This window comes from Nitrogeniibacter mangrovi (genome assembly GCF_010983895.1).
In the GTDB taxonomy this organism is placed as follows: Bacteria; Pseudomonadota; Gammaproteobacteria; order Burkholderiales; family Rhodocyclaceae; genus Nitrogeniibacter; species Nitrogeniibacter mangrovi.
Map to the genome: position 1 here is coordinate 732,174 of NZ_CP048836.1, position 25,285 is coordinate 757,458.

Consider the following 25,285-nt stretch of genomic DNA (forward strand, 5'->3'; position numbering starts at 1 on the left):
CTCAGTGCCCTTCCCACACCCATTCGAGGAGGATGTCCTGTGCCTCCCGGCTGGCGCCCGCGTTCGGGTGATTGACCAGCATGGCCACCACGTGGCGCTGGCCCTTGCGATCGATCACATAGCCGGCCATGGCGCGCACCCCGTTGAGGGTGCCAGTCTTGATGTGGGCGGTGCCCTGGGCCGGGCTGTCGCGCAAGCGCCGTCGCGCGGTGCCGTCGATGCCGGCCACGGCCATGGAGCTGATGAACTCGGGCATGAAGGGGCGTGCCCACGCCTGCTCGAGCAGCTGCCCCAGGGTGCGCACGGTGATGCGTGCCGTGCGTGACAGGCCGGCGCCGTTCTCGATGCTCAGGCCGGTGGTGTCGATGCCGGCCGCGGCCAACTGCACCGAAGCCAGCCGTGCGCCGCCGGCGACCATGTCCGGCGCGGTGTTGTCGCTGGCGCCGAGGGTGGCCAGCAGCTGACGGGCGATGACGTTGTTCGACCACTTGTTCATGTCGCGGACCACGTCGGCCAGCGGGCGGGAGGTGTGGACGAAGAGGGTGGGGAGGCCGTCCGGCGTCAGACCCTGGCGGACCTTGCCGTCCAGCCTGCCGCCCAGCTCCTTCCACAGGCCGCCGACCACGTCGCGGGCGAAATCCTCGGGGGATTCCGGCGACACGAACCAGTCCTTGATGCCGCAGTCGTCACGCCAGGTACCCTTGAGGCTCAGACGGCGGTGATGGCGTTCGCTGGTCGCTTCGGCATCCAGGGCCTTGTACCAGCGCCGTGCGCAGTGGCCGTCCACTGTCCGCACCGCACTGTCCAGATCCAGCCCGGCCATGGGCGGATCGACCAGGATGCGCGGTGGGCGCGGATCTGTCGGCACCGCTGCGGCCGGGGCCGCGTTGGCGGCGCTGACCAGTTGCACCGGTGGACCTGCAGGTACCGGCGCCGGCTCGGGTACGAAAGTGAGCCGCAGCGCGTTGAAGTTGATCATGAGGCCGCTGGGACCGGCGTTGTAGGGGCGCAGGGCCTGGCCGTCGAAGGCGCCCGGGTCATGCGGCGGCAGGCGCAGGGCGCTGTCATCGAGGACGATGTCGCCGGTGATCTGCTGGACGCCCAGCTCGCGCATCTGGCGCATGAGCTTCCACAGATCGGCATGGGTGAAGACCGGGTCGCCACCGCCGACCAGATAGAGATTACCTTCGAGGGTGTGGTTGTGGATGTGGCCGTCCATCTTGAGCCGCGTCGTCCAGTAATAGGCGGGGCCGAGGCGGTCGAGCGTGGCGAAGGTGGTGACCAGCTTCATGACCGAGGCCGGATTCATCGGCAGATCGGGGTTGTGGCTGAGTGTGGGCCGGGTCTTGTCCACGCGGCTGACCCAGACGGCGACGTCGGAGAGGGGGATGTTGGCGCGCTCGAGTGCCTTTTTCAGATCGGCCGGGAAGCCGGCGGCGTGCGCGAGTAATGGCAGGAGCAGGAGCAGGCAGAGCACCAGCGGGCGTCCGTGCTGGCGAGAGGGCCGAGCGCCCGGGGTGTTTGCGATGGGCGTGGCGATGGAGCGGCTGGTTCTTGGCATGCGACGACGACGTGATCCCGGTTGGAAGCGAACGAATCCGGCAACGCTCCCGGTGTTGCTTGATGACGCGTGGTCACGGGCCACGCCCGCGCCCGTCGATTCCATTATTCCGGACTTGGCCGCAATTGGCCATGACCGTTACATGTGCGCGGTCGCTCGGCGGCTGGGATTCAGGAATCGCCCGGCAGGTGTGCGTCGCCGCCTGACGCGCCCAGTTGCCACGGCTGGGGCACGGTGTGGCGGTGGGCCTTGAGGGCGGTGTACTCGCGCAACACGCGGGCGACATAGGCCCGCGTTTCGGGATAGGGCGGAATGCCACCGTAGCGGGTCACCGCGCCCGGCCCCGCGTTGTAAGCGGCCAGCGCGAGGGCGCGATCGTTGCCGAAGCGGTCGAGGAGGCGGCGCAGGTAGCGCGCGCCCACCTGCAGGTTGCGATGTGCGTCGGTGAGCGCGCGTGCGTCGAATTGCTTGGCGGTGCCGGGCATGAGCTGGGTCAGCCCGGTGGCGCCCTTGTCGGAACGGGCGTCCGGGCGGTAGCCGGACTCGGCCTGGACCACGGCGTGGAGCAGCTCGGGCTCGATGCCGGCCGCGTTCGCCGCGTGGGCGATGGCCTCGGCAAAGGGGCGCGATGCGGCAGTCGGGTTGGTGCTCGCGGGCGCTGGCAGTTGCCAGCCCGGCTGGTCTTGCAGCCGATAGCGGCCGGTATCGATCCGGAGCTGATAGGCGTCCCCGCCGGCATCGGCGTGCACGGTCGCGGCGAGCAGGCACAGGACGAGGGCTGCGAGGCGGCCATCAATAGGCACGGCTGTCCTTCACCATCAGCAGCGCGGTCTTGATGACGATCCACAGGTCCATCCCCAGCGACCAGTTGCGCAGGTATTCCAGGTCGTATTCGATGCGCTTTTCCATCTTGTCGACCGTCTCGGTCTCGCCGCGGTAGCCATTGACCTGGGCCCAGCCGGTAATGCCGGGCTTGACCTTGTGGCGCACCATGTAGCCCTTGATGATCTTGCGGTAGGTCTCGTTGTGGGCCACCGCGTGCGGGCGCGGGCCGACGATGCTCATGCGCCCCTGCAGTACATTGACGAACTGCGGCAGCTCGTCGATGGAGGTCTTGCGGATGAAGGCGCCGAAGGGGGTGATGCGACTGTCGCCGCGGGTGGCCTGCTTGACCACCTGGCCGTCGTCGCAGGTGGTCATCGAGCGGAACTTGTAGACCACGATCTCCTTGCCGTCGAGGCCATAGCGGCGTTGTTTGAAGATCACCGGGCCGCGCGAGGAGAGCTTGACGCCGATGGCGGTGATCAGCATGAGCGGCGAGATCAGGATCAGGATCAGGATCGACAGGATGATGTCCGACAGCCGCTTGAGCAGGCCGCTGGCACCGGTGAACGGTGTCTCGCACACGGCCACCACGGGCATGCCGCCGACCTGATCCACGCGCCCCTGGATGAGGTCGGTCACGAAGATGTCCGGGACGAAGAAGATCGAGGCGGTGGTGTCCTTGAGGTTGTCGAGCACCTTGAGGATGCGCGGCTGCGTGGCCATCGGCAGCGCCAGGTAGATGTGGTCGACATGGTGGCTCTTCACGTAGTCGGCGAGCTGATTGAGGCTGCCGAGCAGCGGTGCCTCGCCGATGCGCTCCAGCCGGTCCCGCTTGCGATCGTCGAAATAGCCGACGAAATGCACACCAATGAAACGATTGGATGCAAAACTCTCCGCCAGTCGGGTGCCGATGTCGTTGCATCCGGCGATGACGGCGGTCCGGGTGTAGCCCTCGATGGACAGCAGGTTGGGGATCGCCCAGCGGGCAAGCGCGTTGGTGGCGATGAGCGCCACGGGGGTCGCGGCGAGCCAACCGTAGATGACGTTGCGCGGGAAGAAGTTGATGTAGCCGCTCGCCTCGCCGAAGAACAGCAGGATGATCGCCACGATCAGCCAGTTCACCACGGTCTTGCGCAGCATGCGGCGGAAGCTGTCGTTGAGGAAGATGTTGCCCGGGAAGGTCAGCGAGAAGACGATCAGGGCGAGGATGATGTAGGGCGCGCCGAGGCGTTCGCCGTCGGCTCCTGCGCAGGCGAACAGCATGGCGACGGCCACCGCCGGATCGAGGAAGGTCTCGACGGAACTGGAAAACGACAGGCCGCTGCGTTGGCTGCCGCTCGATTTGTCTAGGGTGGCGAGCATGTGGGTACTTACTAAACGAAATGATTACGTGTTTGATGCGAGGCAGCAATCACGTAATCATATGCAATTGGCACCTGCGATTTTTTCGAGTTTGAAACAGTATGTCGGCTTGAGGCTGCAATGTATATGCAAAATGGTTTTTTCTTCGTGAAGGGCCGGCGCGCGCCCGGGCGCGACCACCGTTGCGCTTACGTCATCTTTTGCGCCGCGTTGGCGTTCGGGGCGGGCCCGGTCCATGCCGAGGATCCGGCCGATGCATTGAACGTTTATATCAGCCAGTCGTTTCAGCACGACGACAACATCTATCGCCTTCCCGACGGGGTGCGTCCGTTCGGGAATGGCCAGCGCGGCGATACGATCAGCGTGACCTCCTTGTCGGCCGTGTTCGACCGGGTCTATGGCCGGCAGCGGTTGCACGCATCGGCTGACCTGAGCCGCGCCGGATTCGCCGAATGGAGCGATCTGGATTACACCACCAAGGGGGCCGCGGCCGGCTGGGACTGGCGCGTCGGGCCGCGCTGGACCGGTACCCTCCAGGTCGACCAAAAAGAGGTGGCGCGCGACTTTGCCGATGTGCAGACCAATCGGCGCGAGACCAGCATCAACCGGCAGCGCACCTTCAAGGCGTCGGCCAGCTACTGGTGGCATCCCGACTGGGCCGTCGGCATGGGATGGGAGCGGTACAACTCGGCATATTCCGACCGGGCGTCGGAGCGGGCGGATTATCGTGCGAGCATTCCCGAAATCAGCCTCACCTATCGCCCCGAGTCGGGCAACCGGCTGTCCCTGTCGGCACGTTTCACCGACGGCGAGTATCCGAACCGCGTGCTCACCGCGACGGCGGACGAGGGCTTTCGTCAGTCCGACGTGCGCATGAGCGGACGCTGGCGGCTCACCGGCCTGTCGGTGCTCTCGGGCTACCTGGGTTATACCCGTCGCACCTACCGGAACCTGAGCATCCGCAACTTCAGCGGCATGACGGGGCGGCTTCAGTACGACTGGACGATTACCGGCAAGGTGAGTCTGCGCAGCACCGTTCGACGGGAAATCGGGGCGCGCCAGGATCTGATCGACAACTTCGTCGTCACCAAGGCGGTGTCGCTCGAGCCGAGCTGGGCGGCCACCAGCCGGATCGCCGTGCATGGCAAGTGGGAATGGCGCAAGCGCGACTTTGGCGGTGATCCGGGGATCGTCGTCAGTGCGCCTTCTCAGGACGAAAAGACGCGAACCCTGCGCCTGTCCGTCTCCTACTTGGTTCGCGACTACCTCAGTCTCAGCCTGTCCCATACACGCAATTCACGCACGAGCGATCAACCGAACAAGGAATATGATGCCCGGGTCAGCTCGCTCACGGCGCAGCTGAGTTTCTGATTGCGTGGGAGGCGCGCCGCCGCGCCAGGCCCGTCAGGTGCCCTTGGTTACCGGGGTTGGCATGAGCCAAAGTGACTATTGCAACTGCGGCTCGGAGGGGGCGTCTTGCAACATCGCGTGACGATACTGAAGGTCTCCGTCTTCAACCCTATTGATCCGGGAGAATCCTCATGTCTTCACTGACCAGGATGCTGTTTGCGTTGCTGGCCGCGAGCGCGGCATCGAGTGCCTTGGCCGACACCAACTGGGTCGGTAGCGCCGATTATTCTCAGGCGCCGAGCGGGGCGTCCGTCGGCGAGGTCGTCGCGCCCTTCGATACCTACGACTTCGCCCGCGGGGCCGTGCTCCTCGAGCCCGAGCCCAATGGTGGCGCCGATCCGGTGGTCTACAACGGCTGGTTCCAGTCCTACGTCACCAATCATCAGTTCGGCGGCACGCTCGCCACCGCGGTAGGACTGAACCGCGATTACGAGCTGACCATCGCCGGTTCGTTTCGTGAAGAGCTCAGCTCGCTGCAGCCCGGGTTGTTTACGCTCACCGGCGGCAGCGTCACGCTCTACTTCGACAACGCGGTCGATCGCAGCTTCGCCGCCGATACCGGTTTCGACGATGGCGATGCGCTGATCACCGGGACCATCGTCGGTGGCAGTGGCGCCCTGTTCGACATTGGCGGCCGCGGTGTCGGTTTCACCGACCTGAGCATTCGCATCGACACCGTCGATGCCAACGTGTTTGCGCCCGCCACCATCAAGAGCGGCACGAGCATCTTCACCTTGCGTCTGAACGATGCCACCGACGAGACCTTCCTGTCGGGTGTCGACTCCGTGCTGGGGCATGCCTACGATGCGGGTGACGTTCGTCTGGCTGCGGATGGCTATCTGGCGCTTCAGGTGCCGGAGCCCGGGCAGTACGCGATGTTGCTGGCGGGGCTGGGCGCGATCGGTATGATTCGCCGTCGCCGCCTCGGCTGAGTGAGTCGGCGCCCGTCGACAGACCGTGAAGGACGTGGCCCGCTTCGGCGGGCCTTTTTTTTCGCTCCGTGCCCCGGTGGCGTGTGGCGACCGGGTGGGGCACGCCGGTATCGGCCATGGCGACACCGCGCCGCGGCGGGCTCTCCAATCGCAACAGAGCGTGTCCGCCGGTCTCGCCGCGATGCGCCCGCACGCCCCTCGCCAGGGTCCTGCGTCGAGGAGGAAACAGGGGGCCTGTGATGTCGTCCTGCGCCGATTGGCGCAAGTTGGCTGCCGGGCATGCCCCCTGGTTGCGGCGCCTTCCGTAAATGACATCGTGTTACGAATCCGGCGTGGCCTGGCCCATGCAGGTCTATATGATGCGCTTCCATGCAGACGGCCGTCGCATCCGTAGTCTGTTCGGCCTGCTCCGGGTGAGCCGAGTGGACGTGCTGTTGCAACGTGCTGCGCGTAGCCTCCTCGCACCGAGGTGGGCTGGCCGGACGGACCGGCATGCGTGCGGTCAACGCCGCCATCGAGCGTCCGATCGATGCGGGGCCTGGGCAGGTTTTCGTCGCGCAGCGCTTCGTGGCGTGTCGGTGGCCACAGCTCCGGCGCTGGCGCCCGCGCCCGGCACGTACACGACGATGTTGGCCGGCTGGGTTTCCGTTGTTTTGCGGACGTCTTGCCCGGAAGCGGGTGGATGTGACATTGTCATAGTGTAAATATGTCAGGATATGTTTCAATCATGTTTTCGTAACATTTCAGACATACGGTTCACCACTGGGCTTGATATTTTTTGTGCGTCGCAGCAAGCTAACTCAATTGCCAACGTCATGGAGACACCGAATGACTGATTCCGGCTTCATCTTCCGCCTGGCGTCTACCGTCGCCCTGTCACTCACGCTCGCCGCCTGTGGCAGTGGTTCCGACAGCAAGGGCGCGACCCAGGTGGCCGCCAAGGTCAATTCGGGTGAAATCACGGTTCATCAGGTCAATGCGATGCTGGCGCGCACGCCCAACATCAAGCCGGACCAGGTGGAAAAGGCCACCGAGCTGGCCTTGTCGCGCCTCGTCGATCAAGAACTGCTCGTCCAGCGCGCCAAGGAGAAGAAGCTCGACCGGGATCCGCGCGTGCTGCAGGCCATCGAGGCGGCGCAGCGCGACATTCTCGCCCGCAGCTACATGGAGCAATACACGGCGACCGCCGACAAGCCCACCGCCACCGAGATGCGCAGCTTCTTCGACGCCAACCCGGCGCTGTTCGCCGAACGGCGCATCTACAACCTGCAGGAGCTGAACATCACGCTCGAGCCGGGGCAGATGGACGATTTGCGCAAGACCGTCTCGGAGGCCAAATCACTCAACGAAATCGTGAGCTGGCTGCGTGAGCACAATATCCAGTTCAAGGCCGGCGGCGGTGTGCGTGCGGCAGAACAGCTGCCCATGGAGGCGCTGCCGCGTTTTGCGAAGATGAAGGACGGCCAGATCGGTCTGGTGCAGACCCGTACCGGCGTGCTCGCCATCTATCTGGCCGGTTCGCGCCCGGCGCCACTGGATTTCGACAAGGCGACCCCGTTCATCGAACGTTTCCTGCTCAACCGCAAGCGTGCCGAAATGGCGCAGGCTGAAATGAAGCGTCTGCGGGACACCGCGCAGATCGCCTACATGGGCAACTTCAAAGCGGCCGAGGTCGCTCCCGCCGAATCGCATGCGGCTGCCCTGGCGACCGAGAGCGGCGGCAGTGCCGTATCCGCGGCCGGAGCTGTCGATGCCGAGGCCATGCAGAAGGGCCTCAGTGGGCTGAAGTGAGCGACTTCCCGAACAACCGAACCTGAAAAGGCCATCATGATCCACCGACTCACCCGTCCGCTCGTCGTGTTCGCCGTTGCGCTGCTTGTCCTCGCGCAGGGGGCGTTTGCCCAGGCGCCGGTGTCCGAATATGTGCTCGGCTCCGGCGACATCATCCGTATCACCGTGTTCCAGAATCCGGACCTGACGACGGAGACGCGTGTGTCCGAAGCCGGCGCCATCACCTTTCCTCTGGTCGGTACGGTCAAGGTCGGGAGCCTGACCATCCCGGCTGCAGAGCAGGCCATTGCCGATCAGCTGCGCAGCGGCGGATTCGTCCTGAAACCGCAGGTCAACATCCTGCCCTTGCAGATCCGCAGCAATCAGGTGGCGGTGCTGGGGCAGGTGAATCGTCCCGGCCGCTACCCGCTCGAGACGCTCGATACCCGCCTCTCCGACATGCTCGCCACCGCTGGTGGCATCTCCCCCAACGGGGCGGACGAGGTTGTGCTCGTGGGGGCGCGCCACGGCGAGCCGCTGCGCGTGACCGTCGATATTCCCGAAGTGTTCGCCAAGGGCGACTTCAGCAAGGATCTACTGCTGCAAGGCGGTGACCGCATCTACGTGCAGCGCGCACCGAAGTTCTACATCTATGGACAGGTCAACCGGCCCGGCGCCTTCCGCCTGGAGCCGGGCATGACGGTCATGCAGGGCCTGGCCACCGGGGGCGGCATCACCCCCCGCGGCACTGAAAAGGGCCTGCAGATCCATCGCCGTGGCGCCGACGGCAAGATTGAGGTCGTCGAACCCAAGCTGACGAGCGCGCTCAAGAACAACGACGTGATCTACGTACGGGAGAGCCTCTTCTGAGGCGTGGGGGAGCTTTCGATGACGCTGCAACAATTCCTCCTGATCCTCCGCGCCCGGATGTGGGTCGTTATCCTGACCCTGCTCGTGGTCGTGGGTACCGCCGTGGCGGTGAGCTTGATCCTGCCCAAGCAATACACCGCCACCACCTCGCTGGTGGTCGACGCCAAGACCAACGATCCGCTGACCGGTGGTCTGCTGCCGGCACAGATGATCCCGGGCTACATGGCCACTCAGGTCGATATCATCAACTCCGATCGTGTGGCCCAGCGGGTCGTCACTCAGCTCAAGCTCACCGAAGCGCCATCGGTGCAGTCCGATTGGCGCGAAAGCACCGACGGCGAGGGTTCCGTCACGGTGTGGCTGGCCAATCGCATGAAGGAGAGTCTCGATGTCGAGCCCTCGCGCGAGAGCAACGTCATCAACGTTTCCTTTACCGGCGCCGATCCCAAGTTCGCGGCGGCGCTGACCAACGCCTGGGCACAGGCCTACATCGATACCAGCCTGGAGCTGAAGGTCGAGCCCGCCCGCCAGTACGCCAAGTGGTTCGATGGCAAGAATGCGGAGTTGCGGGCCGATCTCGAGGCCGCGCAGAAGCGCCTGTCGGACTACCAGCAGAAGCAGGGGATCGTCGCCACCGACGAGCGACTCGACGTGGAGAACGCGCGACTGGCCGAGTTGTCGTCGCAGTTGTCGGCCATCCAGGCGCAGCGGGTCGACAGCGACTCGCGCCGTGCCCAGTCGGGCAACGCCGATGCCTTGCCCGAGGTGATGCAGAACGGCCTCATCCAGAACCTGAAGGCCGATCTGGCCCGCCAGGAGGCCACCCGCGACCAGTTGGCCGGGCGCTATGGCAGCAACCACCCCGAGCTGGCCAAGGCCAATGCCGAGATCTCCGCATTGCGCCAGCGTATCGCGGACGAAACCCGGCGCGTGGTGCGTGCCCTGGGGACCAACTCCCGTGTCGATGCGCAGCGCGAAGCCGAGATCAAGGCGTCGCTCGAGGCGCAGAAGAAGAAGGTGCTCGCCCTCAAGGCCGAGCGTGATCAGATCAACGTGCTGGCGCGTGATGTGGAAAACGCCCAGCGGGCCTATGACCTCGTCACCCAGCGTCTGGCGCAGACCAATCTGGAGAGCCAGACCCAGCAGACCAATGTCGTGGTGCTGACCCCGGCGGTGCCGCCGCTCAAGCCGTCGAGCCCGAAAATCGTGCTCAACACCGCGCTGGCCATCTTCCTCGGGCTGTTGCTCGGGCTGGGCGCCGCGTTGTTGCTGGAGATGATGGACCCGCGGGTGCGCGGCGTCGAAGATCTGGTCCAGATGGCCGGCGTGCCGGTCCTGGGCGTCGTGCCCTCGGGCGGAAAACTCAAGCTGGTGGCCGCTGCATGAACACTGTCAATCCGACCGCCGACGCCATGGCGGTTCCTCATTCCCCAGCAAGCAAACCCATGATCAAGCCAGCGAATTCCGCCGTGAGCGCCATCGACCAATTCGCCGAGCACAAGACGGGGCGCGACCGCTCCATCGGCGCCATCCTCATCGACGCGGGCAAGATCAAGGCCGCCGATGCCGAGCACGTCCTGCGCCTGCAGCAGGACGAGGGCCTGCGCTTTGGCGACGCCGCCAAGAAGCTCGGCCTGATCAGTGACGATGATATCGCCCAGGCCCTGTCGCGCCAGTTCGACTACCCCTACCTCACCTGGGGCGAAAGCCGGGTCGCGGCCGAAGTGGTGGCCGCCTACAACCCGTTCTCGGCCCCGGTCGAAGCCCTGCGCGCACTGCGCAGCCAGCTGATGCTGCGCTGGTTCGACGCCGAAGCCGAGCACAAGACGCTCGCCATCACCAGCCCCGGTCGCGGGGAAGGGCGCTCCTGGCTCACCGCCAACCTGGGCGTGGTGTTCTCCCAGCTCGGCGAGCGCACCCTCATCATCGACGCCGACCTGCGTCACCCGCGCCAGCATCTGCTGTTCGGCGCCGAAAACCGCAGCGGCCTCTCTGCCGTGCTGTCCGGGCGGGGGGCCACCGACGCCGTGCAACGGGTGCCGGCGCTGCTCGACCTGTCGTTGCTGCCCGCCGGTGCGGTGCCCCCCAATCCACAGGAGCTGCTGGCTCGGCCGGCTTTCGCACAACTGCTCCAGCACCTCAGTGCCGATTTCGACGTGATCCTCATCGACACGCCCGCCGGGGCACAGTTCGCCGATGGCCAGACCGTCGCCGTGCGTGCCAGTGGCGCCCTGGTGGTCGCCCAGAAGAATGCCAGCCGCCTTGGCCTGCTGCGCAGCTACGCCGACATGCTGCGGCAGGCGACGGCCTCCGTGGTCGGAACAGTCCTGGTCGAACGCTGAGAATGATGTGCAGACCGTGAGCGCTCAATCGTCATCCACCGCCCACAGTTTTGGGATTCAAGCCGATGGGTGGTGGCCCTGGATCATCGTCGCACTGGGCGCATCGGTCATGTACCTGCCCAGCTTCTACGATCTGTTTGCCGGGATCTGGAGCACGGACCAACAAGGCCATGGCCCCATCGTGTTGGCGATCTCGATCTGGCTCCTCTATCGCAAGTGGCCGCAGATGATGGCGGCCAGCGAGGGGGGTGCCCCCTCGCGGGCCGGCTGGCCGGTCCTCGTGTTCGGCCTGCTGCTGTTCGTTGTCGGGCGCTCCCAGGACATCCTGTTGTTCGAGATCGGTTCGGTGATCTGGGTGCTGGTCGCAGTGCTCTTGCTGATGTGCGGCGGGCGGGCCGTAAAGGCCGTGTGGTTCCCCCTGTTCTTCATGCTCTTCATGATTCCGCTTCCAGGCGCCTTCGTTGACGCCATGACGATGCCCATGAAAATGGCGGTGTCATATGTCGCGGAGCATGTCTTATACGCGGCGGGCTATCCCATCGCGCGTACCGGTGTCGTATTGCAGATCGGCCCCTACCAGCTGCTCGTCGCGGATGCATGCGCCGGCTTGCACACCCTGTTCACTCTCGAGGCGCTCGGGTTGTTGTATCTCAATCTCGTCCGCCATGAGTCGGTGGCGAGGAATCTGACGCTGGCGCTGTTGATCGTCCCGATTTCCTTTACCGCGAACGTGATTCGTGTCATGGCCCTGACGTTGATCACCTATCACCTGGGGGATGAGGCCGGGCAGGGGTTTCTCCATGGATTCGCGGGGATGGTGCTGTTTCTGACGGCCTTGTTGCTGATTATCGGGGTCGACTCCCTGATTCGCCTCGTCGTCGCACGCTCACGAAATACGGCAGATTGACTCATGTTCCAGCAATCCGGGCGTCCCAACTCCAGGATGAAGGCCTTTTTCATTGCGTTGCTGATGGTCGTGTCGGCCGCGTTCGGCGCGCAATTGAAACCGAGTGTCTTTCTTGCCGACCTGCGACCGGGCACCTCATTGGGTGAACTCGTCCCCAAGCAGTTCGGCGATTGGAAGGTCGAACCGCAGGCGCCACAACTGGTAAACCCCCAGTCGCGGGAGCTCATTGACAAACTCTATGTCGAGACCGTGTCCCGGACATACACGAACAGTCATGGCCAACGCGTCATGCTGGCCATCGCCTACGGACGTGACCAGCGCGATTCGCTTGCCCTACACCGACCGGATGTCTGCTATCCGGCTCAGGGATTCGTCATCAGGAACAAGCACGACGATGTGTTGAAAAGCCGCTTCGGCGACATCCCCGTGCGTCGTCTGTTCACCGGTCTGGACGGTCGACGCTTCGAACCGGTGACCTACTGGACCACGGTGGGTGACCATGTCGTGAGGCACGGGTATGAAAAGAAGCTGGTCGAAATGGAGTACGCCGCCAAGGGGTTGATTCCCGACGGATTGCTGTTTCGCGTATCGACCATCAGCCAGGATCCCGATCAGGCCTACGCGCTCAGCGATCGATTTACACGTGATCTGCTGCATGCGGTGGATCCCAAGGTCCTGCCGCGTCTGGCGGGCTTTGAACCGGCAGCCAAATCGCGCTAGCGGTCTCGGCACGGGCTCTTCGGTATGCGATCCGCCAACGTCCTTCAACCCACCATGCGGCGACCTATGTTCGCCGCATTCGTGGTCGTGCTCACGGTGCTCGTGTTTGCCCTGTTGATCGGGGCTGCGCTCACCGTGCTCGGCTGGAAGCTGGGTGTCATCCTGTGTTTCGCCATTGCCGCGCCGATCTATCTGGCGGCGTTCTGGAAAAACTACGATGCGGCGGCGGATTTGTTCTTCCTCGGCATGCTGGGCATTGTCTTCGGCACGGAAGTGCTCGCGTCTCTGGCCGGATTGAAGCTGTCCTTCTTGACCGAGTTGTTCCTGTTTTCCGCCCTTCCGCTGGTCGCCGTCAGGGCCGCGTCGGGTCGTCTCCGGTTCGACGGAATAAAGCCCGTGTTTTTACCCTTGGGCGCCTATTTCGTGATTGCATTGGTCAGTTCCGTTTATGGTTTCTCGACACTGCTGGGCGTCTTCTTTCAGTTGCTTACGACGATTAAACCGTTTCTTCTGATACTCCTTGGTGCCGCCATTACGGGTCACGAACGATTCGAACGGATACTGCTCTTTGTCGTGGCGAATCTGTGGAAGATTCTTCTTCCTCTTGTGGTGCTTCAGCTCATCTCGCCCGCTGCATTTTCGTCTGTCTTTCACGATGCGGCCGTGAGTGCGCGCAACGATTTGCTGGGCACCACACGGGCCGTTGGATTTTTCAGGCACGCCTCCTACCTGGGCTCCTATGCCGGACTTTTCAGCCTCATCTCGGTCACCGCGTTCTTGTGGAAAAAGCGCAAATCGTACCTGGTGGCCAGCGCCGTCTATCTGTTCCTGATGATCGCCTCCGGAGAGCGCAATGAAACGGTGGCCGGGGTCGCGGGATTGGCCATGCTACCGCTGGTGCTCGGGCCCAGAGAGGGGATGGGAAAACGAGCGCTTCTCTCGGTTGTCGTGATGACCGTTCTCACCTTTTCTGCATTCCTGTTCTTTCAGGATTACATCCTTGGTGAGGCAGAGAAAATGAACCTCGTCGGGAACGGGCGGGTGTTTCAGCCAAGGTCGGTGCTCTATTACGACGGATTCCGGTTGGCCAACCAGTATTTTCCGCTTGGATCCGGCCTGGGGACGTTCGGTTCTGCTGCTGCGGCCAAGTTCAACTGGGCTGTTTACGACATGCTCGGTTTTCGTGGTTTCTCGTGGTATGGCACGAATGTCTTGAACGATACCTATTGGCCTCAATTTTTCGCCGAGGCGGGTTGGATTGGCTTCTCTTTCTATTTCATCTCCTTTGTCGCGGTTTTCGTGTCCCTGGTGCGTGCCCTGCGATCCGCGACGTCGAGCCGTGAGCTGTTCTTTTCGCGCAGCGCCTATCTTGCCTTCATCTTCTGTGCCGCGATTTCCGTTGCGTCGCCGATCTTCGAGGATCCCGGTCTTTTTCTGATCCCGGGTGCGTTGATCGGCTATGCGTTGATGCAGCGCGGGCGCCGTGGCACGAGGCTGGAAACGATGGCGCGCAGCGAGCTCGTGCGACCGCTGCGTGGCGATGGGGCGATGTCATGAAGTCCACGGGCATTCGTGTCGCCAACATCAACCAGATCCACTTCCTGCGTGGTGGTGTCGATCGGTATTTCTTCGCGTTGAGCGATCTGCTCACGCATCGTGGCCATGAGGTTGCGCCGTTCTGCGCCGCGCATCCGCAAAATGAACCCAGCGACTGGTCGGATTACTTCCCCGCTGCGGTCGATTTCAATCGGCCGGGGCCGGTCGACCTGGCGCGCTATGTGTTCAATCCCCAGGCGGCGGCCGCCTTGAAGCGTCTTGTCCGGAACTTCTCGCCCGATGTGGCACATCTGCACATCTACTATGGGCAGCTGACCGCATCGATCCTTCCGGTCTTGCGGCAGGCGGGCGTCCCGATCGTGCAGACCCTGCATGAGTACAAACTCATTTGCCCCACCTACTCGCTGTTCAACGACGGGCAGGTGTGCGAACGGTGTCCCAAGGGGGGGTTCTATCAGGCCACGATCACGCGCTGCAATCGCAAGTCACTGGCCCGATCCGCGCTCAGTACGGTCGAGAGCTATGTGTCCCGGTGGCTCGGCAACATCGATCGTGTCGATCATTTCATCGCGGTGAGCGATTTCGTCAGACAGAAGATGGTCGAGTACGGCATCGCTCCGGACCGGATCACGACGGTCCACAACTTCATCGATTGCGGTTCCATCCCGACGTCCCATGCGCCGGGCGACTACGTGCTGTATCTGGGGCGTCTCGAGAGGATCAAGGGGCTCGACACCTTGCTCGAGGCGGTGGCGCCCCTGCGGCATGTGCGGGTCCTCCTGGTGGGCGACGGTGCCGATCGCGATCGGCTGGCTCGCGAGATCGAGGTGCGCGAACTCACGCACGTGGAAATGCTGGGCTATCGCGCCGGCCCGGAGCTGGAGGCGCTGATTTCGGGGGCGATCTGCACGGTGTCTCCGTCCGAATGCTATGAAACCTTCGGGCTGACCCTCATCGAATCGTTCGCACGCGCTCGCCCCGTGATCACCAGCGGCATGGGCGGGATGGCGGAGGTCGTTGCGGACGGAATCGATGGGCTGGTGTTTGAGCCGGGTCATGCCGAGTCGTTGCGCCAGGCCATCGAATGGATGGTCGCGCATCGCGAAGAGGCGGCGGAAATGGGCCGGGCGGGCCGCGCGAAGGTCGAGGCGCAGTTCAGCGCCTCGGTGCATTTCGAGAAATTGGCGCAGGTCTATCGAGGCGTGGGGGTGGCGTTATGAGCGTACGCGACCGACACGAAAGCGAGTCCGCGGGCGTGGTGTCGGTCATCGTGGCCGCATACAACTGCGCCTCCATGATCGACATGGCACTGACGTCGGTCTCGCAGCAGACGTATTCGAACATTGAGCTGGTCGTTGTGGATGATTGTTCCAACGACGGGACCTTCGATGTGGCGGCCCGCTTCGATACCGCCGTGCCGATCCGGGTCTTGCGTCAGTCGGCGAACGGCGGCCCCAGCGCCGCGCGCAATCGTGCGATCGAGGCGGCCTCCGGGCGTTGGGTGGCCCAACTCGATGGTGATGACTGGTTCGCGCGGGAGCGGATCGACACGCTGGTGCGCATGGCCTTGCGACACGACGCGGATATCGTGCTCGATGATCAGCTGGTCGTCGCCCATGATTCCCTCCAGCCCGTGTCGCGCCGGTTCACCGACAAAGCCGTTCCCTGGCGTGTTCCGCGGCTGATCAGCGCCGAAGAGTTGATTCGCTACGACCTGGGGTCGCTGAAACCGCTTGTCAGCATGGCGCTGCTCGAATCGACCGGAATTCGTTATCCCGAGGACATCAAGTACGGCGAGGATTTCGAATTTCTCCTGAAGCTGATGTTGGCGGGTGCGCGGGTGCTGGTCGTGCCTTCGCCCCTCTACCGGTTGCGGCGGGGGAATACCGGTTCATTGACGACCCAGAAGCAGGGGCTCTACCGACAGCTCGCCGAGGTCGTCGATCGTCTCATGGTGCTCGAGGACGTCGACGCTGCGCCCGAGATCATGGCCGCGCTCAAAGCGCGGCGACGGTATATCGCCCGGCTGGCACTCGTGGACCAACTGGCCGACGCGGTGCGCAAGCGCGAGTGGCGCCAGATCGTCGGGGCGATGCGCTCGCCGTGGCGTCTTGTCTGCGCGGTGGTGCACCGCATGCAGCTCTATACCCGCAAGCGCTGGTTCCGGATGTGTGATCGGGAAACGTGGCGCGGGGCCTATGAGCTGCCTGCGCCCAAGAATGGTTGATGCCCGGTGAATCGGACATCGTTCATGGATGAAAGGGATTGATGGTTGCGCAAATTGATTCGACTTACCGGCAATACGGCCTGAAAAAGACGCTGCGTCGCCTCGTGAGCTATGGCGCCTTCGAAGGACGCCCGCTCACGACGAGGGGGCGCTGGATCAATCCCGTCGTGTTTCGATTCCTGAAGGGGCTCGCACAATTCCCCGGACAGCCGCAGCTGCGGGCGCCGATCTTCATTACCGGACTCGGGCGGTCCGGAACGACGATTCTCGGTGTCCTGTTGTCGGTGCACCAAGACGTTGCCTTCCTCAACGAACCGAAGGCGATGTGGCACCTCATCGATCCGAGCCAGGATCTCAACGCGAACTATTCGGACACCGGCGGATGCTACGAGCTGGACCCGGCCTCAATCGACGCGGACACCCGACGAAGAGCCCATCGGCTGTTTCGACGGTATGCGGGGCTGGTGGGCGCCAAGCGGGTGGTCGACAAGTATCCGGAACTGATCTTTCGCGTCGATTATGTCCGGACACTGTTTCCCGACGCCCGGATCGTGTTCATCACCCGGCGGGGCCCGGACGCCGTGCCGTCGGTCGTGAAATGGTCGGAGCGGCTCGGGGTCTCGGACGGGGACTGCCGGGATGACTGGTGGGGACGAAACGACGTCAAGTGGGCGTATTTGTGTGAGCAGGTGCTGATGCGCTATCCCCGCTACGCGTCCGTCCGGAAACATGCGACGCCAGCGCTCGATCAGGAAAACCGTGCAGCGCTCGAGTGGATCGTCACGATGGACCGTGGCCTTCAGGAAATGCAGGCCCATCCGGAGCTGGTCCATCGCATCAGCTACGAAGATCTGTTGGCCGATACCGACCACGCGCTTGCCGCGTTGCTCGATTTTTGCGGGCTCGATCATGATGCCTCGGTCTTCCAGTACGCGAAGACCCGGTTGCATGACAATCCGGCCAAGCCCTGGCCGAATCTCCTGCCGGAGGTGCACGCCTTGTTTGCGGAAACGATGGCGAACCTCGGCTACCACAATGAACCGTCCCGTCCCCTGTGAGCGGCGACCTGTGCGCGTGTCGCTGCGCGCGCATTCCGTTGTCAGACCGGTCGGGCGCACGCGGCAGGAAACGCTTGTTTTGCGAGCGCTCGGCGCCGCGAACCAGGAGGCTCAGAACATGAAGAATTTCAGCGTGTTCGTGATCGCGGCGTGCCGTCGCGCGGTATTGCCGGCGATCGTCTGGACGGCCTTCGTGTTGCCATTCGGCGCGATGGCCGACGATCTCCAGGCGGTCGTGACCGCCGTGCGGCCGATGCCGGCCACGTTTTTCGGATTCAACGGCAATTTCGGAAATCTGGAAGCGCCCTGGAACGATGCCGAGCTGGTCGCTGCGACCCGTCGAACCGGTGCCGCGACGCTACGGTATCCCGGCGGCACGGTGGCGAACTTCTGGGATTGGAACAAGGGCGGCGTACGCAGCGACTTGTCCGTTCATGACGTCGGCGCCTCGCGGTTCGTGCTCGACTTCGCCCGGCGGCCCGGTGGCTATTCGATCGAAAATCTGGCCCGGGGCGTTCGTGCCACCGGCATCACGCCCATCTTCGTCGTCAACATGACGGACTACACGCCGCAGCAACAGATTGCGTTCCTGAAAAACGCGCAGACGGAGGGGGTGCCCGTCCGGTACGTCGAACTCGGCAACGAATTCTATTTTGGCAAGGGGGCGCATCCGCATGTTTTCAGGCGATACCCCTCCGTGGCGGCCTACGCGCAAGCTGCTCAGGACTGGAGCTCGAGGATCAAGGCGGCGTTTCCGGGAGTCAAGGTTGCCATCGTGGGCGCTGGCGACCTGGGACACCTCAGGACCAGCGCCCGGCGCAAAGGCTGGGACGAGCGCCTTTCAAAGGACATATCGAGCCCCGATGCGGTGACCTATCACATCTACGTCGATCCGCTTTCGGCACTCGATCCGCAGTCCTTGGCTCTCGAGGCGTTGCGCAGGAATCCGAACGATCCCGAAAATCGATGCGCCGTGTATACGGAATTGACCGGCCCCCAGGGGATGCGTCGCCTGATGGCGCAGGCGGACCCGGCCTGGGAGCGAAAGACCCGGGCCTACGATAGCGAATGGGCAGCCCCGATCTGGGTGACCGAATTCGCCGTGTGGGACAAGACCGGGGTCATGAGCGGTACCTGGGCGCAGGGCTTGGCGACGGGGCGCCTGATCGACGCCTTTCTCCGCGATAAGCGGGTGGAAATCGTCAACCTTCACAATCTTTTCGCGCAGGTCGCATTCACCGCCGTGTGGCGATATCGGAACGAGATTGAGTCGCCGTGCTCCGGCGACCGGTTGTCCGGAACGAAGCATGCATTCACGGCAACGGGGACGCTGTTTGCGGCATTCGCAAATGCCGCAGCTGGTGCCGACAGCGCTTTCCGAATCAGTGGGAAATCGGCGGCTGGCGGGGCGGGCGATCCGGTCTACGGGTGGGGATTTTCGCATGACAAGAAGCCACCCCGAATCGTGCTCGTCAATGACGGAGCGCGCGCGGTGCGCTTCAGCCTGGGCGCCATCCTTCCGGCGGAAAGTTATGCGGTCAAAACGCTGAGCGCAAAGCCCGGCGACTACATCCTGTCCGAAAATTCATGGCAAAGAAGCGAGGCGATCGGTGCAAACGTCCTGACGCTTCCGCCGTTCAGCATCTCGACCCTGGATGACAACGATGGCAACCAGTAACGCGACCGTGGTTTTCGTGACCGGGGCTTCTCGAAGCGGGACGACCGTGCTCGCCAGATCGCTCGGGCGGCACTCCGAGATCCTTGGGATGGACGAACTGCACTATTTTGGCGAGCTGGCGAGCCCGCCGTTTCCGCAGATCGGAAGGTCTGAAGCGGTCAGCCGCGCAGCGACGATCATTGCGCGAAGCGAGCGCGGAATCTGGAATTCGGAGGTTCTCCAGGCCGATCGCGATCGCGCCGAAAAGATCATCGATGGGTGTATCGGCGACGAGGGAATCAACGCGGCGGATGCGTTCTTTGAAACCATCAAGGCGATGGCCGCCGAGCGTGGAAAATCCATTCCTTGCGAGCAGACGCCACGAAACATCTATTACGCGAAGGCGCTTGTGGACCGCTCCGACTCCGTCCGCATCCTGCATATGGTCCGCGATCCGCATGCGGTGCTCGCCTCTCAAAAGAATCGATGGAAACGGCGTGCGAATAGCAACAAGGCAATTCCGTTTTCGGAAATGATCCGAGTGTGGGTGAATTATCACCCCTACACGATGGCGAAACTCTGGAGCGGTGCCAACGAGATTGCGCAGCAGCTTTCAGATCACCCCCAGATTCACATCGTGCGATATGAAGACCTTGTCGCGCATCCGGAGCGGACCCTGAAAGGGATCTGTGGCTTTCTTGGCGTTGCATTCGAAGAAGCGATGCTTGAGGTCGCGGTCGTCGGCTCGTCGCAACGGCACGATGGTGGCAGAACAGGCTTCGCGCGGGACAGCCTCGATGCCTGGAAGCATGTGTTGACGAAGAACGAGGCCTGGGTGGTGGAGCGGACGTGCGCCAGGCTCATGGCTCGATTCGACTACCCACGCGTTGCGGATCGCCTGCCGTCACTTGGCGTGATCGGCAGCGCGGCCAGATACCCGATCCACCTTCTCGGGGTGCTCCTTGCCAATCCGAAGCGGGCACTGATTCAGATCCGGGGTTTGCTGGGGCTCCAGGACTGAGCCGGGCGTCGCGGCATGTTTTCGAGGAATACGGGTTGATGCTGAAACAACTGAAGACGACGCGTCGCTGGCTGAGATCGGTCGTGCGTGCGCGTTCCCATCTCTCCGACATGCGGCGGACGATTCGCTACATGCGGCTCCGAAGCGAACAGCCAGGCACGCTGGAGGAGTTCGAGTACCTCTTGCTGTTCTATTACCACAAGGTCGAAAAAGGCCTGTCGTTGCCGGCGCCCTATCGACTGTTCGGTGTCGACGTGGTGAGGAAGATCCTCACCATCATGCGCTCCTGGGAGCGGGCGGGGCATCGCACGGATCATCCGGTATTCGTGGGCGCCACGTCATCGCTGTCGGCATATGAATGTCGTCTGGCAACCCATGGCCTCGATGAAGAAGGGCGCATCCTGCCGGAGCTGCGCCGGTATCTCGCCGAGCGCGCGAACGGCAGTGGCCTGGCCGCGGATACGCCGGTTCGGCTCTCGGCCGCGCAGATTCAGGAGGCGACCTGTTTCGACCGCCTCAAAGCCCTGGCCACGGTCCGGCGCAGTTGTCGCGATTTCGCCGAGCGGCGGGTTGAGGAAGAGGTCGTGTTGCGGGCCATCGACATCGCTCAGCTCAGCCCTTCGGTGTGCAACAGGCAGTCCGCGCGCGTCTACGTCCTCACCGATCCGGAGCAAATCAGTGCGGCGCTGTCGTTCCAGAACGGGAACCGTGGGTTCGGACACAAGGTGCCCGCGCTGATGGTCGTCACCGCGGACGCACGCGCCTTCCTCGATGCCTTGGAGCGCTCGCAACCCTACGTGGACGGTGGGCTGTTCGCCATGAGCCTCGTGTATGGCCTGCAATCACAGGGGGTCGTCAGCTGCTGCCTGAACTGGTGCGTCAGCGATGCCACCGATCAGGCATTCAAGCGGCTCGCCGGCATCCCGGACTGGGAACGCATCATCATGTTCATCGCAGTGGGATATCCGCTCGATGAGTATCTCGTGCCGCGCTCGCACCGCAGAAATCGAGACGACGTCGCGATGTGGGGCTTCCGGCGGACGGTCTCACTGGAAGAAAACTTGTAAAGGTAATCAGGCGAAACCATGAAATTCTATCTCGCGGGCCAACGGGAATTTGCCAACCGTGGATGTGAAGCCCTTGTTCGTTCAACGGTGCAGATGCTGCACGAACAGTTCGGCAGCGGCATCGAAATATACTGCCCGAGCGATCGGCCGGATCTGGACAGCGCACAGTGGCCGTCCGCGGCGGAGCACGGCGTCCGATTCGTCCCGGCGCCCCGACTGTCTCCCAAACTGAAGTGGTGGTACCGCTCGGTACGGGTCGCGCCGCCCATCATGGACCACTGGATTCCGAAGTCCTTCGAACTGCCCGACGAGGTGGCCCGTCCGGCGGACATGAGCGATGTCATCATCCAGATCGGCGGCGACAACATCACCCTGGACTACACGCCTGCAGGCCTCATCGGAAACACGGCGTTCTCGGAAATGTACATGGCGAAAGGCAAGCCCAACGTGCTTTGGGCGGCGTCGGTCGGCCCGTTCGCGAAGAATCCGAGAATCGAGCGTTACATGGCCGGATTCCTGGCACGCCTGCATCTCATCACCGTCCGGGAGCCGGTGTCGCAGGCCTATCTGTCCGGGATCGGTGTCGAGCGCAATGTCCGCCGCGTGGCCGACCCCGCGTTCCTTATGACGCCGGAGGTCTTCGACTGCGACCCGATGTTCCCGAGCGTGGAAGGCGCGGGTTACGTCGGGATCAACTTCAGTCCGCTGGTCGCGCGCTTCGCACCGGATGACGAGGGCGTGCGGGCCAGGCTCGAAGCGTCGCTGGTCGACTTCGTCTCCTCCGTGATCGGTGAGGACGGCTTTTCGGTGCTTCTGGTCCCTCACGTGGATCCGCTGGACGGTTCGGGGCGCGCTGGCGATACCGCGTTCATGACGCCGCTGTTCGAGACCCTGCGCGCCCGTTTCCCGGACCGGATCGCGCTGGCCCCGAAGCGGCTCAACGCGGCGCAGTTGAAATACCTGATCGGGCGCTGCCGTTTCTTCATGGGCGCCCGCACACATTCGACGATCGCCGCGTTTTCTACCGGCGTACCCACCGGTTCGATCGCCTACAGCGTCAAGGCACGAGGCTTGAATCAGGACATCTTCGGCCACGAGGATTTCGTGGTGTCGACCCTGGATCTGGACGCCGAAAGACTCAAGCGCGTGTTTCGCCGAATGGTCGAACGCGAGGATGAAACCCGCGCGATCCTGCAGCGACGGATTGCCGAGATCAAGGCGGAATCGCGGCTGTCGGCGCACTACGTCTCAGGCCTGCTCCAGTGATCGACAGCGCGACGTCGTCTCCCAGCGTGAACGCGCTCTCCGGTCACTATTCAAAAAACAAGGTCAAGCGCGCGCTGGGGTATTTTGCCGCCGGCAAGGTCGTGACCGGGGCGGTCTCGTTTCTGACCCTGCTGCTGTTGCTGCGTTTGCTGACGGTGCCGGACTACGGCGCTTACGTGGCGATCATCGCGCTCCAGGGGATTGTCATCATGCTCTCCAGCCTCGGGCTGGACGCCGCTGCCGACAGATTCCTGCCCGAACTGCGCATGATGCATTCCGAGGCGCTCGTCCGCCGTGCGGTGTGTGTCGCGATTCTCGCCAGATCCGTCGTGCTCCTGCTGTTTGCAGGCATCGCCTTGATTGGCTGGCCACTGCTTTCCGGATGGATCGGCGTGGACGATGGGCAGGCGGGGTACGTGCTCGTCGGCTTGGTCCTGTTTTCCGGGGCGTTCAACTTCACCGGGAACGTTCTCGAGGCACTGCTGCAGCAGAAAAGGGCTCAGCTGGCATCGGTGTCGCAGGTCATTTCCCGCTTCGGCATGTATGCCTTGGCCTATGGACTGCTCGGTCGTCTTTCCGTCGATCAAGCGCTGCAGATCGAAACGGTGTCCTATGTGATCGGGTTGTGCCTGTCGGTGTTCACGCTGGTCCTGTACTTTCGGCGCCATGCGACGGGGGCTCCGGCCGCTGCCGTCGGCACCGCACTGCCCCCGCTTCGGCATCGGGTCGCACGATTCGCGAGTCTGAACTACGCGGCACGGATCCTCGATCAGGCGCAGGGGCCACACGGCATGCGGGTCCTCGCCTCGGGCTTGCTCGGCTCGATCGCTGCCGCGGCGTTCGGCTTCGTCATGGGGCTGACCGACCTGGTGCAGCGCTACCTGCCGAGCACGCTGCTGGTGCGCCTGATACGCCCGATCTTCGTGTCCCGATATACGGTGAACCAGGATTTCGCGCAGATCAACGCGTTTGCCCGGGTGGTGCTGAAACTCAACCTGCTGTTCGTGGTTCCGATCCTCGCGTTCGTCGCGGCTTTCGGCGACGTCGTCGTTGGCGTGGTCGGTGGCGGGAAGTACGCGGGGACCGAGTGGCTGCTGCTGCTGGCACTGTCGATTTCGGTACCCAATGCGCACAAGAGCGTCGTGAGCCTCGTGGCGAACACCACCGAACGCAATGTGCTGCAGTTTCAGGGGGGCGTCTTTTCCCTGCTTGGGCTGACTTGCGGGGTGCTGTCGGCGCCGTTGCTCGGCTTGTACGGGATTTTGCTGTCTGCCTTGCTGGCCGCCTTCGGATACAACACGTTCGCCGTGTGGCGATTCCGCCGCGAAGGCGTGCCCTATTCGCCCGACCTGCGGGCCGGGCTGAAGATCGGACTGGCCGGGTGCGCGTTCGCGTTGCTCGCGCGCGGCGGGGTCCTGGCGTGGAGCGGCTTGCCCGGCGTTGTCCTCGGCATCGGGGTCGGTGTTGCCGGGTTTGCGCTGTGCATTCGATGGTTGCGGGTGTTCTCGGGACCCGAAAAACAGATGCTGGGCGATCTGCTCCCCAGCCGAGCGAAGTTTGTCCTGGCCTGGATTTGAGATGTCAGCTGTTCGTCATATTGCCATTGTCGGTATTCGCGGTATCCCCGCCGCCCACGGCGGCTTCGAAACCTTCGCCGAGCATCTGGCGATCCACCTGCGTGAGCGCGGCTGGCGGGTGACGGTGTATTGCCAGGTGGAAGGCACGGGGCCGGTTTTCGAGGATGAATGGGAAGGCATCCGCCGGGTGAACGTGCCGGTCAGGGGCGACGGGCCGGCGAGCACCATCGTGTTCGACTGGAAGGTGACGAACCTGGCGGCAAAAACGCGCGACGGCGTGGTGCTCACGCTCGGTTACAACACCGCGGTCTTCTGCGCGCGCCTGCGCCTCGCGGGCGTGCCGAACGTCATCAACATGGACGGCATCGAATGGAAACGGGCCAAGTGGGGCACGGTGGCCAAGACCTGGTTCTGGTTGAACGATTGGGCCGGGTGCTGGCTGGGCAACCATCTCGTGGCGGACCATCCCGAGATCAAGGCGCATCTGATGACGCGGGTGCGCGACCAGAAGATCACGGTGATTCCGTACGGCGCCGATGCGGTCGTCGCGGCCGACGAGGCGCCGGTCCGGGAACTGGGCCTGGCGCCCGGCCGCTACGCCACGGTGATCGCCCGGGCCGAGCCGGAGAACTCGCTGCTGGAGATCGTGAGTGGATTTTCGCGCAAGCCGCGCGGGATCCAGTTGGTGGTGCTGGGCAAGTACGATCGCGCCCACGCCTATCAGCGGCGGGTGCTCGAGGCCGCGAGCGATGAGGTGATGTTCGTCGGTGCGATCTACGACAAGCGCGTCGTCTCCGCCCTGCGCTATCACGGCACGCTGTACGTGCACGGGCACCAGGTGGGCGGGACGAATCCCTCGCTGGTGGAAGCGCTGGGCGCGGGCAATGCGGTGCTGGCCCACGACAACCGGTTCAATCGATGGGTTGCCGGCGAGGCGCAGCGTTACTTTGACGGGGCGGAGGCGGTCTCGGCCGCCTTCGACGACCTCCTGGCGCATCCGGACGTGTTGCAGCAGATGCGCGAGGCCAGTCGCGCGCGTCACGCGGCGCAGTTCACCTGGGCGCGGATTCTCGGGGACTACGAGGCCCTCCTGTCGGAGTATCTTCCACACTGAGGTCTGCGCGCGGGTGAAGGCCGGGTGGTGAACTACCTCAAG

At 63.7% G+C, this 25,285-nt stretch carries 21 protein-coding genes; 18 read left to right on the forward strand and 3 right to left on the reverse strand.

What is annotated here, in order from left to right:
* Nucleotide 1 precedes the first annotated feature (1 nt).
* The 3 genes from dacB to G3580_RS03375 form a co-directional block, all read right to left on the reverse strand.
* Nucleotides 2-1,561 carry a D-alanyl-D-alanine carboxypeptidase/D-alanyl-D-alanine endopeptidase gene (gene dacB, locus G3580_RS03365; protein ID WP_173763923.1) on the reverse strand — a complete coding sequence of 520 codons (1,560 nt, stop codon included), beginning with the start codon at nucleotides 1,559-1,561 and terminating at the stop codon, nucleotides 2-4.
* Between the two features lie 170 nt (nucleotides 1,562-1,731).
* Nucleotides 1,732-2,364, reverse strand: coding sequence for a lytic transglycosylase domain-containing protein (locus G3580_RS03370; RefSeq protein WP_173763924.1), 633 nt, complete (start codon nucleotides 2,362-2,364; stop codon nucleotides 1,732-1,734).
* Nucleotides 2,354-3,748 carry an undecaprenyl-phosphate glucose phosphotransferase gene (locus G3580_RS03375; RefSeq protein ID WP_173763925.1) on the reverse strand — a complete coding sequence of 465 codons (1,395 nt, stop codon included), beginning with the start codon at nucleotides 3,746-3,748 and terminating at the stop codon, nucleotides 2,354-2,356. The genes G3580_RS03370 and G3580_RS03375 overlap by 11 nt, the downstream gene beginning before the upstream one ends.
* A gap of 147 nt (nucleotides 3,749-3,895) precedes the next feature.
* Between G3580_RS03375 and epsL the strand changes: the two genes are divergently transcribed.
* The 18 genes from epsL (at nucleotide 3,896) to G3580_RS03465 (ending at nucleotide 25,243) form a co-directional block, all read left to right on the forward strand.
* Nucleotides 3,896-5,119, forward strand: a complete 1,224-nt coding sequence (epsL, locus tag G3580_RS03380; RefSeq protein ID WP_173763926.1) for an XrtB/PEP-CTERM-associated polysaccharide biosynthesis outer membrane protein EpsL — start codon at nucleotides 3,896-3,898, stop codon at nucleotides 5,117-5,119.
* A gap of 170 nt (nucleotides 5,120-5,289) precedes the next feature.
* A complete protein-coding gene (pepA, locus tag G3580_RS03385; RefSeq protein ID WP_173763927.1) occupies nucleotides 5,290-6,090 on the forward strand; it encodes a flocculation-associated PEP-CTERM protein PepA in 801 nt (266 codons plus the stop codon).
* An 828-nt stretch (nucleotides 6,091-6,918) separates the two neighbouring features.
* On the forward strand, nucleotides 6,919-7,881 hold the full coding sequence (locus G3580_RS03390; RefSeq protein ID WP_173763928.1) for an EpsD family peptidyl-prolyl cis-trans isomerase: 963 nt from the start codon (nucleotides 6,919-6,921) through the stop codon (nucleotides 7,879-7,881).
* A 36-nt stretch (nucleotides 7,882-7,917) separates the two neighbouring features.
* The gene (epsE, locus tag G3580_RS03395) at nucleotides 7,918-8,730 is read left to right on the forward strand and encodes a polysaccharide export protein EpsE (RefSeq protein ID WP_173763929.1); all 813 of its coding nucleotides are present in this window, start codon (nucleotides 7,918-7,920) and stop codon (nucleotides 8,728-8,730) included.
* Between the two features lie 18 nt (nucleotides 8,731-8,748).
* Nucleotides 8,749-10,116, forward strand: coding sequence for a chain length determinant protein EpsF (epsF, locus tag G3580_RS03400; RefSeq protein ID WP_173763930.1), 1,368 nt, complete (start codon nucleotides 8,749-8,751; stop codon nucleotides 10,114-10,116).
* 83 nt (nucleotides 10,117-10,199) lie between these two features.
* Nucleotides 10,200-11,072 (forward strand): chain length determinant protein tyrosine kinase EpsG, encoded by an 873-nt coding sequence (gene epsG / locus G3580_RS03405; RefSeq protein ID WP_228720755.1) that lies wholly within the window; start codon nucleotides 10,200-10,202, stop codon nucleotides 11,070-11,072.
* Between the two features lie 7 nt (nucleotides 11,073-11,079).
* Nucleotides 11,080-11,979 (forward strand): exosortase B, encoded by a 900-nt coding sequence (xrtB, locus tag G3580_RS03410; protein WP_217424594.1) that lies wholly within the window; start codon nucleotides 11,080-11,082, stop codon nucleotides 11,977-11,979.
* A 3-nt stretch (nucleotides 11,980-11,982) separates the two neighbouring features.
* A complete protein-coding gene (gene epsI, locus G3580_RS03415) occupies nucleotides 11,983-12,699 on the forward strand; it encodes an exosortase-associated protein EpsI, B-type (protein ID WP_173763933.1) in 717 nt (238 codons plus the stop codon).
* 66 nt (nucleotides 12,700-12,765) lie between these two features.
* Nucleotides 12,766-14,256, forward strand: coding sequence for a hypothetical protein (locus G3580_RS03420; protein WP_173763934.1), 1,491 nt, complete (start codon nucleotides 12,766-12,768; stop codon nucleotides 14,254-14,256).
* Nucleotides 14,253-15,476, forward strand: coding sequence for a glycosyltransferase family 4 protein (locus tag G3580_RS03425; protein ID WP_217424595.1), 1,224 nt, complete (start codon nucleotides 14,253-14,255; stop codon nucleotides 15,474-15,476). The genes G3580_RS03420 and G3580_RS03425 overlap by 4 nt, the downstream gene beginning before the upstream one ends.
* On the forward strand, nucleotides 15,473-16,483 hold the full coding sequence (locus G3580_RS03430; protein WP_173763935.1) for a glycosyltransferase family 2 protein: 1,011 nt from the start codon (nucleotides 15,473-15,475) through the stop codon (nucleotides 16,481-16,483). Before G3580_RS03425 ends, G3580_RS03430 begins: the two co-directional genes overlap by 4 nt.
* Before the next feature lie 41 nt (nucleotides 16,484-16,524).
* Nucleotides 16,525-17,541: a sulfotransferase family protein gene (locus tag G3580_RS03435; RefSeq protein ID WP_173763936.1), complete on the forward strand. Its 1,017-nt coding sequence runs from the start codon at nucleotides 16,525-16,527 to the stop codon at nucleotides 17,539-17,541.
* Between the two features lie 118 nt (nucleotides 17,542-17,659).
* Nucleotides 17,660-19,219: a hypothetical protein gene (locus tag G3580_RS03440; protein ID WP_173763937.1), complete on the forward strand. Its 1,560-nt coding sequence runs from the start codon at nucleotides 17,660-17,662 to the stop codon at nucleotides 19,217-19,219.
* Nucleotides 19,206-20,219 (forward strand): sulfotransferase family protein, encoded by a 1,014-nt coding sequence (locus G3580_RS03445; RefSeq protein WP_173763938.1) that lies wholly within the window; start codon nucleotides 19,206-19,208, stop codon nucleotides 20,217-20,219. The genes G3580_RS03440 and G3580_RS03445 overlap by 14 nt, the downstream gene beginning before the upstream one ends.
* Before the next feature lie 38 nt (nucleotides 20,220-20,257).
* On the forward strand, nucleotides 20,258-21,286 hold the full coding sequence (locus G3580_RS03450) for a nitroreductase family protein (protein ID WP_173763939.1): 1,029 nt from the start codon (nucleotides 20,258-20,260) through the stop codon (nucleotides 21,284-21,286).
* An 18-nt stretch (nucleotides 21,287-21,304) separates the two neighbouring features.
* Entirely contained in the window at nucleotides 21,305-22,552 is a 1,248-nt protein-coding gene (locus G3580_RS03455) for a polysaccharide pyruvyl transferase family protein (protein WP_173763940.1), read from the forward strand.
* On the forward strand, nucleotides 22,549-24,129 hold the full coding sequence (locus G3580_RS03460; RefSeq protein WP_173763941.1) for a lipopolysaccharide biosynthesis protein: 1,581 nt from the start codon (nucleotides 22,549-22,551) through the stop codon (nucleotides 24,127-24,129). Before G3580_RS03455 ends, G3580_RS03460 begins: the two co-directional genes overlap by 4 nt.
* Nucleotide 24,130: 1 nt before the next feature.
* Nucleotides 24,131-25,243, forward strand: a complete 1,113-nt coding sequence (locus tag G3580_RS03465) for a DUF1972 domain-containing protein (RefSeq protein ID WP_173763942.1) — start codon at nucleotides 24,131-24,133, stop codon at nucleotides 25,241-25,243.
* Nucleotides 25,244-25,285 lie beyond the last annotated feature (42 nt).